Origin of the sequence: Stenotrophomonas sp. TD3 (assembly GCF_001939825.1) — a bacterium.
GTDB lineage: Bacteria > Pseudomonadota > Gammaproteobacteria > Xanthomonadales > Xanthomonadaceae > Stenotrophomonas.
The window spans coordinates 2,861,391-2,875,152 of sequence record NZ_MOYM01000001.1 but is presented as its reverse complement, the minus strand read 5'-3'; the positions used below and the strand labels follow the sequence as shown (position 1 = coordinate 2,875,152).

11 protein-coding genes are annotated in these 13,762 nt (G+C 67.3%); 2 read left to right on the top strand and 9 right to left on the bottom strand.

Translation table 11 applies throughout. The features are described 5' to 3' along the window. Positions 1 to 10: 10 nt before the first annotated feature. The 9 genes from BKE09_RS13300 to BKE09_RS13260 all read right to left on the bottom strand — a co-directional run bounded on the left by BKE09_RS13300 (position 11) and on the right by BKE09_RS13260 (position 9,001). Positions 11 to 370 carry a hypothetical protein gene (locus BKE09_RS13300; protein WP_005419760.1) on the bottom strand — a complete coding sequence of 120 codons (360 nt, stop codon included), beginning with the start codon at positions 368 to 370 and terminating at the stop codon, positions 11 to 13. A gap of 53 nt (positions 371 to 423) precedes the next feature. Then, complete coding sequence (locus BKE09_RS13295) at positions 424 to 840, bottom strand: roadblock/LC7 domain-containing protein (protein WP_019336717.1); 417 nt, start codon at positions 838 to 840, stop codon at positions 424 to 426. Beyond that, positions 833 to 1,381, bottom strand: a complete 549-nt coding sequence (locus tag BKE09_RS13290; RefSeq protein ID WP_075676018.1) for an ATP/GTP-binding protein — start codon at positions 1,379 to 1,381, stop codon at positions 833 to 835. Before BKE09_RS13290 ends, BKE09_RS13295 begins: the two co-directional genes overlap by 8 nt. Beyond that, positions 1,374 to 2,339 carry a hypothetical protein gene (locus tag BKE09_RS13285; RefSeq protein WP_075676017.1) on the bottom strand — a complete coding sequence of 322 codons (966 nt, stop codon included), beginning with the start codon at positions 2,337 to 2,339 and terminating at the stop codon, positions 1,374 to 1,376. The genes BKE09_RS13290 and BKE09_RS13285 overlap by 8 nt, the downstream gene beginning before the upstream one ends. A gap of 312 nt (positions 2,340 to 2,651) precedes the next feature. After that, a complete protein-coding gene (locus BKE09_RS13280) occupies positions 2,652 to 4,874 on the bottom strand; it encodes an NADP-dependent isocitrate dehydrogenase (RefSeq protein WP_075676016.1) in 2,223 nt (740 codons plus the stop codon). Between the two features lie 363 nt (positions 4,875 to 5,237). Next, a complete protein-coding gene (locus tag BKE09_RS13275; RefSeq protein WP_075676015.1) occupies positions 5,238 to 5,750 on the bottom strand; it encodes a hypothetical protein in 513 nt (170 codons plus the stop codon). A 45-nt stretch (positions 5,751 to 5,795) separates the two neighbouring features. Next, the gene (locus tag BKE09_RS13270; protein ID WP_005419771.1) at positions 5,796 to 6,089 is read right to left on the bottom strand and encodes a LysM peptidoglycan-binding domain-containing protein; all 294 of its coding nucleotides are present in this window, start codon (positions 6,087 to 6,089) and stop codon (positions 5,796 to 5,798) included. A gap of 218 nt (positions 6,090 to 6,307) precedes the next feature. Beyond that, the gene (queF, locus tag BKE09_RS13265; RefSeq protein WP_075676014.1) at positions 6,308 to 7,126 is read right to left on the bottom strand and encodes an NADPH-dependent 7-cyano-7-deazaguanine reductase QueF; all 819 of its coding nucleotides are present in this window, start codon (positions 7,124 to 7,126) and stop codon (positions 6,308 to 6,310) included. A gap of 555 nt (positions 7,127 to 7,681) precedes the next feature. Next, positions 7,682 to 9,001 carry a M20 family metallopeptidase gene (locus BKE09_RS13260; protein ID WP_075676013.1) on the bottom strand — a complete coding sequence of 440 codons (1,320 nt, stop codon included), beginning with the start codon at positions 8,999 to 9,001 and terminating at the stop codon, positions 7,682 to 7,684. Between the two features lie 186 nt (positions 9,002 to 9,187). Here BKE09_RS13260 and BKE09_RS13255 point away from each other — a divergent pair, with 186 nt between their 5' ends. Further along, entirely contained in the window at positions 9,188 to 10,432 is a 1,245-nt protein-coding gene (locus BKE09_RS13255) for an efflux RND transporter periplasmic adaptor subunit (RefSeq protein WP_075676012.1), read from the top strand. Between the two features lie 74 nt (positions 10,433 to 10,506). After that, positions 10,507 to 13,740 carry an efflux RND transporter permease subunit gene (locus tag BKE09_RS13250; RefSeq protein ID WP_075676011.1) on the top strand — a complete coding sequence of 1,078 codons (3,234 nt, stop codon included), beginning with the start codon at positions 10,507 to 10,509 and terminating at the stop codon, positions 13,738 to 13,740. Positions 13,741 to 13,762 lie beyond the last annotated feature (22 nt).

Sequence of the window (13,762 nt, the reverse complement as noted above, 5' to 3'; positions counted from 1 at the left end):
AGCCTGTGGCTCAGATCGCCAATTCGGCCTCCACGTCCTGCACCTTGCGCCGGGCCAATGCCAGGTTGGACTTGGTACGGTCCAGCACGATGTAGAAGAACAGGCCCTTCTTCTTCGCCACCGGGCGCATGATGTGGTAGGCCTTGCCCAGCGAGATCAGGATGTCCTCGATGCTGTCATTGAGGTTCAACGACGCGGCGGTTTTCATCTTGGCGCGGATCACTTCGGTGTTGCCGGCGGCGGCCACTTCCATGTCCATGCCGGCACCGGCTTCGCCCAGCAGCATGCCGCTTTCATAGTCGACCAGCGCCACTGCCTGCGCGCCGTCGATGCCCATCAGTGCGTTCAACGATTCATTCAATCCAGCCACGTCGCACCTCTTGTCGATGTTGGTTCGAGCCCCTCGTTCCCCTGCGGCCGGGCTCACGATCCGCCGAGTTCGGCCAGGATCGCCTGGCCACATTCCCTGCTCTGCCACAGCACCTGGCCGATCACGCTGCGCTGGTCGCAGGCCGCCATCAGCAGCAGCGGTGCGCGCCCTTCGGCCTGGATCGCCAGCATCAGCACCTTGCCGCCCGCCGCTTCCAGCATCAGTGTCTGCAGATCGCCCAGTACCAGTTCGCGCCCGACCGCCGCAGCCAACGCCAGCATCGCGCTGGTCATCGCCGCCAGCCGTTCGCCGCGCCCTTCGGCGCCGGCGCTGACCAGGGCAAAGCCATCGACGCTGGCCAGCACTACCGTGCGCACGCCTTCGACCCGCTGCTGCAGGTCCTGCAGCAGGGGCTGCAGGCGCTCACGCTGACCGGCATCGGGCAGTACCGCCATCTGCCCGTCAGCCATGTGCAGCTACCAGTGCGTGCGCTTCCATTTCGCTCATCAGTACATCCATCAGCAGCAGTCCCTGTTCGCGGTCACGGGCATCCACGGCCAGCAGCGGTAGCGGCTGGTCGTCAAGGCAGGCACGGGCGGCCCAGTCGTCCAGTGCGGCCTGCGGTGCCTGGTCCAGGTGGGTGACCGCCACGACCAGTGCCAGGGATGATGCGAACGGCTGCAGCACCTGCAGGTAGCCTTCCAGCTCGCTGGCCAGGCCGGCGCGGCGCGCATCCAGCAACAGCACCGCGCCACGCGCGCCCTGCAGCAGGATCGGCCACAGGAAATCGAATCGCTGCTGGCCGGGTGTGCCGTAGAGACGCAGGCGTTCGCCGTTGGGCAGGTCGATGTCTGCGTAGTCCAGCGCTACGGTGGTGGAGGCCTTGTCGGCGCCGAGGCGATCACTGTTGGCCACATCCGTGTCGACCACCGCGCCAGCCGCGATGCTGCGTACCAGGGTCGACTTGCCGCTGCCCATGCCGCCCAGCACGACCACCTTGTGCTCACGCATTGCGCTCGCTCCCGCGCAGGTGCCGCCACAGGCGGGCAAGCAATCCGTTGTCGGTGCGGGTGCCGCCTGTCGCCATCATCGGCGTCGCCGGGGCGGCCTGCAGCTGCGCGTAGCCACACAGGTAGGCGGCATGGATGAAATCGCGAACGGCCGCCGCCGGCAGTTCGAGCAGCATCGCGCATTCTTCAACCGTGCACGCACGCTTGAGCAGCAACGAGCACAGGCGGAAGCCATCGTGGTCATGGCCCAGCACGCGGAAATCCGGCCAGCGCAGCAGCTTCACCGAGGCGCCGCGCAGGCGCTCGTCCAACGCCTGCCAATGGCGGCTGCGTTGCGCCCATTGCCAGAGCAGCGGCCGCAGCGGCTGGCGTGGCCGCTCGCCGGCCAGGGCCTGCAGGCGCGCGGGTGTCAGCGCGTCCAGCTGCAGGCGCTCAAAGGCATCGGCCAGGCGCTCCACCAGCGCCGCAGCCGGTTCCTGCAACAGCACGGCCTGATCGTGCTCCAGATCCATCAGCAGCAAAGGCTCGCCCACGTCACCCAGCAGTGCCTGGCCCTGTCGCAGCGGCAGCCGCTCGCGCAGCAGGCGGGTGATGGCGTGCGCGCCATCTGCCAGGCGGATCGGTGCAGGTGTCTGCATAGCCAGGGGCTCCGGTGCCAACTGCATGCGGCGCAGCGCGCGACCGATGGCACCGTCATCAAGCACGTCCTGATGCCCGTCGCCATCACGCAGCTGGCCGCCGATGTCCTCGATCCAGCACTGCAGGCGCGGTCGTTGCTGTCGCATGCGCTGGGCGGCGTTGCGCAGCGCTGGGGTATCGCGGATGACCAGCAGATCGCAATCGTCCAGATCCTGGCTGCGCTGGACCTGGCCATCCGGCAGTGCCGAGGCCAGGCGCAGCCGTTGCAGCAGGGCCTGCTCGCCCTGGATATCGGTTCCCACTACCAGCACGCGTGCCATCCGTGTTCCCCGAGCGACCACCTCCCCGGTGGTCTCGCGTCGCCAAGGCTAGGGCATTGCCGACGGAGGCCGTCGTGATCGACTGCTCAGATTGAGGGCGGCTGCAGACTGTCTCCTATCCGTTCTGCGACGGCCATCGCGGGCAAGTTTCATGCCCCTTTGACGGCATTCCGACAGCCGACGGATGTCACGGTTTCATCGCTTGGGGGTCAGATCCCTTTTGCATGGCAAAAGGGATCTGACCCCCGAGGCCGCAAAAAAGAAACCCGCGCCGAAGCGCGGGTTCCGGTGTCACGGCCGAGCTGCGCTGGATCAGCCGCGCAGCTGCTCCAGCGCGGCGTTGAAGGTCGCGCTCGGGCGCATCGCCTTGCTGGCCTTGGCCACGTCTGGGCGGTAGTAGCCGCCGATGTCCACGGCCTTGCCCTGCACCGCGATCAGTTCTTCAACGATCTTCTGCTCGTTGTCGGTCAGCGCCTTGGCCAGCGGGGCGAAGCGTGCCTTCAGCGCGGCATCTTCATTCTGCGCGGCCAGGGCCTGGGCCCAGTACAGCGCGATGTAGAAGTGGCTGCCGCGGTTGTCGATGCCACCCAGCTTGCGCGACGGCGACTTGTCGTTGTCCAGGAACTGGCCGTTGGCTTCGTCCAGTGCCTTGGCCAGCACGCGGGCTGCGGCGTTGTCGTAGCGGTTGCCCAGGTGTTCCAGCGACGCGGCCAGGGCCAGGAATTCGCCCAGCGAATCCCAGCGCAGGTAGTCCTCTTCGACGAACTGCTGCACGTGCTTCGGGGCCGAACCACCGGCGCCGGTCTCGAACAGGCCACCACCGGCCATCAGCGGCACGATCGACAGCATCTTGGCGCTGGTGCCCAGCTCCATGATCGGGAACAGGTCGGTGAGGTAATCGCGCAGCACATTGCCGGTCACCGATATGGTGTCCTCGCCCTTGCGGATGCGGTCCAGCGAGAATGCGGTGGCTTCCACCGGCGGCAGGATGCGGATATCCAGGCCGTTGGTGTCGTGGTTCTTCAGGTAGGTTTCGACCTTGGCGATGACCTGCGCGTCGTGGGCGCGGGCGGCGTCCAGCCAGAACACGGCCGGGGTGCTGCTCAGGCGGGCGCGTTCGACGGCCAGCTTCACCCAGTCCTGGATCGGCGCGTCCTTGGTCTGGCACATGCGCCAGATATCACCCGCTTCCACGGCGTGCTCGAACACCACGGTGCCGGCATCGTCGGTGACCTTGACCACGCCATCGGCGGCGATCTGGAAGGTCTTGTCGTGCGAGCCGTACTCTTCGGCCTTCTGCGCCATCAGGCCGACATTCGGCACCGAACCCATGGTGGCCGGGTCGAAGGCACCGTGCGCCTTGCAGTCGTCGATGACGGCCTGGTACACGCCGGCGTAGCAGCGGTCCGGAATGACGGCCTTGGTGTCCTGCAGCTTGCCTTCGGCGTTCCACATCTTGCCGGAGTCACGGATCATCGCCGGCATCGAGGCGTCGACGATCACGTCGCTCGGCACGTGCAGGTTGGTGATGCCCTTGTCCGAGTTGACCATGGCCACGCCCGGGCGCTGCGCGTACTCGGCCGCCAGGTCGGCTTCGATCGCAGCGCGGGTGGCTTCAGGCAGCGACGGCAGGCGCGCAGCCAGGTCACCGATGCCGTTGTTGGCATCGAAACCGGCCTGCTTCAGCACGTCGGCGTGCTTGGCCAGCACGTCCTTGTAGAACTCGTTGACCGCCACGCCGAACATGATCGGATCGGAGACCTTCATCATGGTCGCCTTCAGGTGCAGCGAGAACAGCACGCCCTGGGCCTTGGCGTCGGCGATCTGCTCAGCGATGAACGCGGCCAGTGCCTTGCGGCTCATGACGGCGGCGTCGACGATTTCGCCAGCCTTGACCGCGGTCTTTTCCTTCAGCACGACGGTGCTGCCGTCCTTGCCGTGGAAGGTGATCTTCAGCGAACCGGCCTTGGCCAGGGTGGCCGACTTTTCGCTGCCGTAGAAATCACCGGCGGCCATGTGCGCGACGTGCGACTTCGAATCCGACGCCCAGGCGCCCATGCGGTGCGGGTGCTTGCGCGCATAGTTCTTCACCGACAGCGGTGCGCGGCGGTCGGAGTTGCCTTCGCGCAGCACCGGGTTCACCGCGCTGCCCTTGACCTTGTCATAGCGCGCCTTGTAGTCGCGCTGCTGGTCGTCGGCCGGGGTTTCCGGGTAATCCGGCAGCGGATAGCCCTGGTCCTGCAGTTCCTTGATGGCCGCCTTCAGCTGCGGCACCGAGGCGGAGATGTTCGGCAGCTTGATGATGTTGGCGTCCGGGGTGGTCGCCAGCTGGCCCAGCTCGGCCAGGTCGTCGCTGACCTTCTGCGCGTCGCTGAGCAGTTCCGGGAACAGTGACAGGATGCGGCCGGACAGCGAGATGTCACGGGTTTCCACCACGATGCCGGCAGTGGCGGTGTAGGCACCAACGATCGGCAGCAGCGACTGGGTGGCCAGGAACGGTGCTTCGTCGGTCAGCGTGTAGAGGATCTTGGACATGGGGGACTTGGACTCTGTAGCAATGCTCAGGGGAAGGCCGGCGCCAGCGCCGGGCCACGTGCAACCGTGTCGCGCGCGAGGCCGGGCCCCGCGCTTTCCCCCGTCGCCGTCAGGGTGGGCGCGCGGCGGGGAAACCCCTGCATTGTCGCGTTTTCAGCCGCGCGGGGCAAAGCCGCGCCATACGCGGCGGTACTGCGTGCCGGCAACGCTGTGATCCATCCACGCCCGGTGTGAATGAAGCGCGGCCCGGTCGTGAGTAGATCCACGCCATGCGTGGATGGGGCCAACCACCGCCCAATAAAAAAGGACGCAGCCTCGCGGCTGCGTCCATCGTGAGCCCTGCCGGGAGAGAGTCGGCAGGACTTACTTGACCTCGAACTCCTGCGGCGTTCCAGCCGCCTTGCCATCGACCATGACCTCGGCGCGGTACTTGCCGGCCGGCCAGCCCTTTGCATTCTTGAACGTGACGTTGGTGGTTTCCGCGCCGCTGGTGTTCAGGGTCGCGTTCTGTTCGCCGGCCACCTGGCCGTCCTGGAAGGTCAGCTTGGCACCGACGTTGACATTGTTGGCGGCGCCGTCGGTCTTGACCGAGACGATGACGTCATCCTTCGGTGCGAACAGTGCCGCCGGCGCAACCGACTTGTCGGCGGCGGCGGTCTTGCCCACGGTGACAGCAGACACGCTGACCGCAGCGGCTTCGGCCATCGGCGGCGGTGCGCCGGTCATCGGCGCGGGCGCCGCCGGCTCGGCCGGGGCGGTGGCCGCCGGTGCGGCAGTGCTGTCGGTCGACTCTTCCTTCTTCTTGCAACCGACCAGGGCAACACTGCCCAGCAGGGCGGCGATCAGAGCGGTCTGGAGCGGGGTGGTCTTGATCATTCGGGGTTCCTCCCAGGGATTGTCGGACGGCGTTCGATCGCCGGCTTACTTCGGCGGCAGTTTCAGGGTCTGGCCCGGGAAGATCTTGTCCGGGTCATCAAGCACATCGCGGTTGGCTTCGAAGATCTTCTTCCAGGCATTGGCGTCGCCCAGATGCTGCTTGGCGATCTTCGACAGCGAGTCACCCTTCTGCACGGTGTAGGTGCCGCCGCTCACAACGTCGGCGGTGCTGTCCACCGAAGCGCTGACGCCTGAGAAGTCCGCCTTTGGCACCTGCTCGGCGGTACTGTCGACGCTGCCACTGACGCCGGAGAAATCGGCTTTCTTCTCGGTACTCATCCACAACTCCCGTCTGCATGACTACGTGGTTCGCACGTTGCCATGGCGGTTGTTAAATGGGGATGGTGCAGATGTGAAGCCGCCCCCGGGGGCGGCTGAACAATCGGGAGAGCCGGTGCCCGGTAGTGCCGGCCGCTGGCCGGCCTGCCCTGGCCTGGACGCGGGTTCCTTGCGGTTGCCGGCCAGCGGCCGGCACTACCCGTAACCGCCTGCGGCGGTTATTGCCGCAGTTCGCGGTAGGTCGCGGCCGGGGCAGCGATGCCGGGGCTGGCCCGCCAGGGATTGATATCCAGGCCACCACGGCGGGTATAGCGGGCCTCCACTTCCAGCCACTGCGGCTGGCAGCGCGCGGACACTTCGCTGAAGATCCGCTCAACGCACTGCTCGTGGAACTCGGCGTGCTCGCGGTAGCTGACCAGGTAGCGCAGCAGACCGGCGCGGTCGATCTTCGGCCCGCGGTAACGCAGGCTGACGGTCGCCCAGTCCGGCTGGCCGGTGACCGGGCAGTTGGATTTGAGCAGCGCCGAGACCAGGGTCTCCTCCACCACCTCGCCAGCGTCGGCCGCGAGGAAATCCGCCTGCGGCGGACCGTAGCAGTCGATCTCCACGTCCAGCCCGTCGACGGATTCACCGAGTGGCGTCTCGCGCAGGCCCGGCAGGCCGAACTCGACCTGGACCGGCGCACCGGCGCAGGCTGACAGGTCAGTCACCAGGCGCTCGCGCAGTGCCTGAGCGCTGTCGATACGCGTGCTGTTGAGGGAGTTGAGATACAGCTTGAACGACTTCGACTCGATCAGCCGCGGCGAGGTGCACGGCACCTGCACGGTGGCCACGGCCACCTGCGGCTTGCCACGCGGGTCGAGCCAGCTCAGCTCGAAGGCATGCCAGCGGTCGTGGCCGACGAACGGCAGCGCGGCGTCATCGAGGCCGATCTGGGCGCGGGCGCCGATGCGGGGGATGGGAAACAGCAGGCCGGGATCGTACTGCGACGGGTAACTGACCTCGCGACCGAGGCTGGAATCCTGTGGGGTGTTCATGGGGGTCATTGTATCGCGCGGAGGGCGGGCCTTCGGCCGGGCCGGCCAACGGCGGAGCCCCTCCGTGGTGGGTGTGTTGGTTGGTCGCGGAAGGCGGTCTATCGGCTTGGCCGGGTGGGTAGGCGGGCCGGGGGACGCCGTAAACCCGTCCCTGGGGGCTTGGCCGCGGCATCCATGCCGCGGACACCCCCGCCCCGCCTACCCACCCGGCCCCTGACAGTTCCCTGCACGCGGCCACCACCACGGGAAAGATCAGAAAATCAAAATCAGAATCCGATCCTTCAGACGTTCATGACGTCCGCCGTGCCGACCAACGGTCGGCACCCACCAACAGCAGCGGGCACCAACAGCCGCGGGAAACTGTCGAAGGCGGGGTGGGTCCGGTTGAGGGGGTGTCCGCGGCATGGATGCCGCGGCCAAGCCCCCAGGGATGGATTTACGGCGTCCCCCTCAACCGGACCCACCCCGCCATCCCACGGAATGCCCGCATTTGACGTTGCCGTTGCCGTTGCCGTTGATTCAAGCGGGTGCAGGGCGCAGCCCTGCCGGAAACCCTCAGCCAGCGGGAGTGCCGGCACCGTTCAAGTAATCCAGGCTCACCTGCAGCAGCGCGCGCAGTCCCACGTCCAGCGCCTTCTCATCCAGCAGGAACTTCGGCGAATGGTTGGCCGGCGCCGTTGCCGGGTCGATGCCCACGCTGGTCGAACCCACGAAGAAGAACATGCCCGGCACTTCCTTCGCGTACAGCGAGAAATCCTCCGCACCCATCTGCAACGGCGGCTCGTACACATTGTCCTTGCCCACCACCGCCTGCAGGCTCGGCAGCATCTTCGCGGTCAGTGCCGGATTGTTCACCGTGGCCGGGTTGCCATCGGCCTCGTAGATCTCGGTTACCGCCTTCGCGCCGTGCGCGGCAGCGGTGTGCTCGGCCACGTTGCGCAGATCGGCGAAGATCTGCTGGCGCATGCCTTCGTCGAAGGTGCGGATGGTACCGACCATCTCCACTTCATCGGGAATGATGTTGTAGCGGATGCCACCGTTGATCGCGCCGAAGGTCAGCACCGCCGGCTGCTTGGACAGGTTGGCGCGGCGGCTGACGATGGTCTGCGCGGTGCCGACCAGATCAGCGGTGGCGACGATCGGATCGACACCGTTCCACGGCGCCGAACCGTGCGTCTGGCGTCCGATCACCTTGATCCCGAACCGGTCCGAGGCGGCCATCAACGGGCCGCCGCGCACGGCGATCTGTCCCACCTGCACGCTGGAGAACACGTGCAGGCCGAATACCGCTTCCGGCTTGAAATCGGCGAACAGACCTTCCTTCAGCATCAGCGCGGCGCCACCCTCTTCCGGCGGCGGTGCGCCCTCCTCGGCCGGCTGGAAGATCAGCATCACCTGGCCCGGCAGGTCCTTCTTCATCGCCACCAGTGCTTCGGCCACGCCGAGCAGAGTGGCGGTGTGCGCGTCATGGCCGCAGGCATGCATCACGCCCACCGTCTGCCCGCGGTACTGGTCAGTGGCCTTGGAGGCGAATGGCAGGCCGGTCTGCTCGGTCACCGGCAACGCGTCCATGTCCGCGCGCAGCGCGATCTTCGGCCCTGGCCTGCCGCCTTCGATGATCGCCACCACGCCGTGATGGGCGATGCCGGTCTTCGGCTTCAGGCCCATCGCACGCAGGCGCTTGGCGACCTCGGCCGAGGTGCGTGCCTCGCGGTTGGACAACTCCGGATGCTGGTGGAAGTCGCGCCGCCATTCGACCACCTTGGCCTGCAGCCGCTGCGCGGCGGCGGTCACCTCCGGGCGCTGCCCGTCCTGGGCGTGGGCAAGGGCCGGCAGGGCCAGCAGCAGGGCGGACAGCAGCAGCGAACGGCGCATCGCAATCTCCACAGCAGAAGGGTTCCAGCTGAATGTAGGGCAACACTGCCGCCACGGGAACCTCCGGCGCTGGATCCGGTCTTAGCGCCCGTCCCATCCGTCATGCAGGAAACGTGATGTGGCACAGGTATGCTTTGCGCATTGCCCCGGCGTCCCGCCTGGTCCAGCCCTCTCGGAGTCCTCGTAATGTCACGTGTTTGGAAGATCGTGCTGCTGGTCGTGGCAGTGCTGGTGCTGGCCGTGGTCGGCCTGCGCGTCATGGGCGGGGGCAAGGACAAGGCCGGTGGCGCAGCTGTGGGGGCGCGCCAGGGCGGCGAGGATCCGAATGCCGGTCCAGTACCGGTGACCGTGGTGGATGCCACGCGCCAGGACGTGCCGGTGTATGCCAGCGCGCTGGGCACGGTGACCGCGATGAACACCGTTACCGTCAGCCCGCAGGTCGGCGGCCAGCTGATGAGCCTGAACTTCCGCGAGGGCCAGGAAGTGAAGCAGGGTGATGTGCTGGCGGTGATCGATCCGCGCACGGCCCAGGCCAGCTATGACCAGGCCGCTGCGGCCAAGCGCCAGAACGAAGCCCTGCTGGCCACCGCGCGCTCCAACTTCCAGCGCTCGAACGCGCCGGAGTATCGCCAGTACGTTGCCAAGACCGATCTGGATACACAGCGAAACCAAGTGGCACAGTACGAAAGCGCGGTCGCAGCGAACGAGGCCAGCATGCGCTCGGCGCAGGTGCAGCTGCAGTACACCAAGGTCACCGCACCGATCACCGGCATCGCCGGCATCCGCGCGGTCGACGCGGGCAACGTGGTGAACGCTGGCACCGCGCTGGTCACGCTGACCCAGATCCACCCGATCCACGTGGTGTTCAACCTGCCCGAGCGCCAGCTCGGCGACGTGCGCCAGGCGCAGGCCGCCGGTTCGGTGCCGGTGGCCGCGCTGGACCGTGCCGATTCGCACGTGTTGTCCGGCGACGGCAAGCTCGACGTGGTCGACAACCTGATCAGTGCCGACAGCGGCACGTTCAAGGCGCGCGCCCTGTTCGACAACACCGACAACGGCCTGTGGCCGGGCCAGTTCGTCAACGTGCGCATGCAGCTGCGTACCATCGCCGGCGGCGTGGTCATCCCCACCCAGGCGGTGCTGCGTGGCCCGGACGGCGAGTACGTCTACATCGTGCAGGGCGACAACACGGTAAAGATGCAGACCGTGCGCAGCGGCGTGGAAGTGGGCGACAGCCAGGTGCAGATCGCCGAAGGCCTGAAGGGCGGCGAGCGGGTGGTCAGTGAAGGCCAGTTCCGCCTGAAGCCGGGCAGCAAGGTCACCGCGCTGAAGCCGGGCGAGACCCCGGCCGCACCGACCGAGGCCGAACTGAAGGCGGCCGAGCAGAAGAACGCGGGCGGCGGTGGCCGTCGCGGTGGTGGCCCGCGCTGAGCGCAGGCCACTGATCTCCCTCGCGCCGGCGACCCTGCCGGCGCCGACATTGAAGTGCCAGCAAGGATCAGTCCGTGGGCTTTTCGACGATCTTCATCCGCCGCCCGATCGCCACCTCGCTGTTGATGGCGGGCCTGTTGCTGCTCGGCATCCTCGGTTACCGCAAGCTGCCGGTGTCGGCGCTGCCGGAAATCGATGCGCCCAGCCTGGTGGTCACCACCCAGTACCCCGGCGCCAACGCCACCACCATGGCGTCGCTGGTCACCACCCCGCTGGAGCGCCAGTTCGGGCAGATTTCCGGGCTGGAGCTGATGACCTCCGACTCGTCGGCCGGGTTGTCGACGATCATCCTGCAGTTTTCGATGGACCGCGACATCGACATCGCCGCGCAGGACGTGCAGGCGGCGATCCGCCAGGCCACCCTGCCCTCGTCGCTGCCCTACCAGCCGGTCTACAACCGGGTGAACCCGGCCGACGCGGCCATCGTCACCCTGAAACTGACCTCTGACACGCGCCCGCTGCGCGACGTCAACAATTACGCCGATTCCATCCTGGCCCAGCGCCTGTCGCAGGTGCAGGGCGTCGGTCTGGTTTCGATCGCCGGCAATGTGCGCCCGGCCGTGCGCGTCCAGGTCAATCCGGCGCAGCTGTCGAACATGGGCCTGACCCTGGAGCAGCTGCGCAGCGCGCTGACCCAGGCCAACGTCAATGCGCCGAAGGGCTCGTTGAACGGCAAGACCCAGTCCTACAGCATCGGCACCAACGACCAGCTGGCCAGCGCCGCCGAGTACCGCGACACCATCATCAGCTACAAGAACGGCCGCCCGGTGCGGCTGTCGGACGTGGCCGAGGTGATCGATGGCGTGGAGAACGACCAGCTTGCCGCCTGGGCCGACGGCAAGCCGGCGGTGCTGCTGGAAGTGCGCCGCCAGCCCGGTGCCAACATCGTGCAGACCGTCGAGCGCATCCGCGCGATCCTGCCGCAGCTGCAGGGCGTGCTGCCGGCCGACGTGCACCTGGAGATCTTCAACGACCGCACCGAGACCATCCGCGCCTCGGTGCATGAAGTGCAGTTCACCCTGATCCTGACCATCGGCCTGGTGGTGGCGGTGATCTTCGTGTTCCTGCGCCGGTTGTGGGCCACGATCATTCCGTCGGTGGCGGTGCCGTTGTCGCTGGCCGGCACCTTCGCGGTGATGGCCTTCGCCGGCATGTCGCTGGACAACCTCTCGCTGATGGCGCTGGTGGTGGCCACCGGCTTCGTGGTCGATGATGCGATCGTGATGATCGAGAACATCGTGCGCTACATCGAGCAGGGCAAGAGTGGCAAGGAAGCAGCCGAGATCGGCGCGCGCCAGATCGGCTTCACCGTGCTGTCGCTGACCGTCTCGCTGGTGGCGGTGTTCCTGCCGCTGCTGCTGATGCCCGGCGTCACCGGCCGCCTGTTCCACGAGTTCGCCTGGGTGCTGAGCATCGCCGTGGTGCTGTCCATGCTGATCTCGCTGACGCTCACCCCGATGATGTGCGCCTACCTGCTCAAGCCCGACGCCCTGCCCGAGGGCGAGGACGCACATGAGCGTGCGGCGGCGGCCGGCAAGCAGAACCTGTGGACGCGCACCGTCGGCCTGTACGAACACAGCCTGGACTGGGTGCTGGGCCACCAGCGCCTGACCCTGGCCGTGGCCGGCGGCGCGCTGGTGCTGACCGTGCTGCTGTACGTGCTGATTCCCAAGGGCCTGCTGCCCGAGCAGGACACCGGCCTGATCACCGGCGTGGTGCAGGCCGACCAGAACATCGCCTTCCCGCAGATGGAGCAGCGCACCAAGCAGGTCGCCGAGGCACTGCGGCACGATCCGGATGTGACCGGCGTGTCGGCGTTCATCGGTGCCGGCAGCATGAACCCCACGCTCAACCAGGGCCAGCTGTCGATCGTGCTGAAGGAGCGCAGCCAGCGCGATGGCCTGGACGAGATCCTGCCGCGCCTGCAGAAGGCGGTGGCCGGCATTCCGGGCGTGGCGCTGTACCTGAAGCCAGTGCAGGACGTGACCCTGGATACCCGCGTGGCCGCCACCGAGTACCAGTACTCGCTGTCCGACGTGGATTCGGCGACGGTGGCGACCCAGGCCACGCGCCTGACCGAAGCACTGCGCAAGCGCCCGGAACTGGCAGACGTCGACAACAACCTGTCCAACCAGGGCCGCGCCCTGGAGCTGAACATCGACCGCGACAAGGCCAGCGTGCTGGGCGTGCCGATGCAGACCATCGATGACACGCTCTACGATGCGTTCGGCCAGCGCCAGATCTCGACCATCTTCACCGAGCTCAACCAGTACAGGGTCGTGCTGGAAGTGGCGCCGGAGTTCCGCACCAGCACCGCCCTGATGGAGCAGCTGGCCGTGGCCTCCAACGGTGCCGGCGCACTGACCGGCACCAACGCCACCAGCTTCGGCCAGGTCACCTCGTCGAACTCGTCGACCGCCACCGGCATCGGCGCGCAGAACACCGGCATCACTGTCGGCGCCGGCAACATCATCCCGCTGTCGGCGCTGGCCGAAGGCAAGGTCAGCAGCGCGCCGCTGGTGGTCAGCCACCAGCAGCAGCTGCCGGCGGTGACGGTGTCGTTCAACGTGGCACCGGGCTATTCGCTGTCCGAAGCCGTGCGTGCGATCCAGGAAACCAAGGACAGCCTGGACATGCCGACCCACCTGCATGCCGAGTTCATCGGCAAGGCCGCCGAATTCACCGGCAGCCAGACCGATGTGGTGTGGCTGCTGCTGGCCTCGCTGGTGGTGATCTACATCGTGCTGGGCGTGCTGTACGAGAGCTACATCCACCCGATCACGATCATCTCCACGCTGCCGCCGGCCGGTGTCGGCGCGCTGCTGGCGCTGATGCTGTGCGGCCTGAGCCTGTCGGTGGACGGCATCGTCGGCATCGTGCTGCTGATCGGCATCGTCAAGAAGAACGGCATCATGATGGTCGACTTCGCGATCGAGGCGCGCCGCGCCGGTGCCAACGCGCATGAAGCGATCCGCCGTGCCTGCCTGCTGCGCTTCCGCCCGATCATGATGACCACCGCCGCGGCCATGCTGGGCGCGCTGCCGCTGGCGCTGGGCACCGGCATCGGCTCGGAACTGCGTCGCCCGCTGGGCATCGCCATCGTCGGTGGCCTGCTGCTGTCGCAGCTGGTGACCCTGTACACCACGCCGGTGATCTACCTGTACATGGAGCGCTTCTCCGAGTGGCTTGCCCGCCGCCGCGAACAGCGTGCGCTGCGCAACGGTTCGCTGCAGGAGCCGCAGGCATGATCCACGCCCCGCTGCTGCGGGG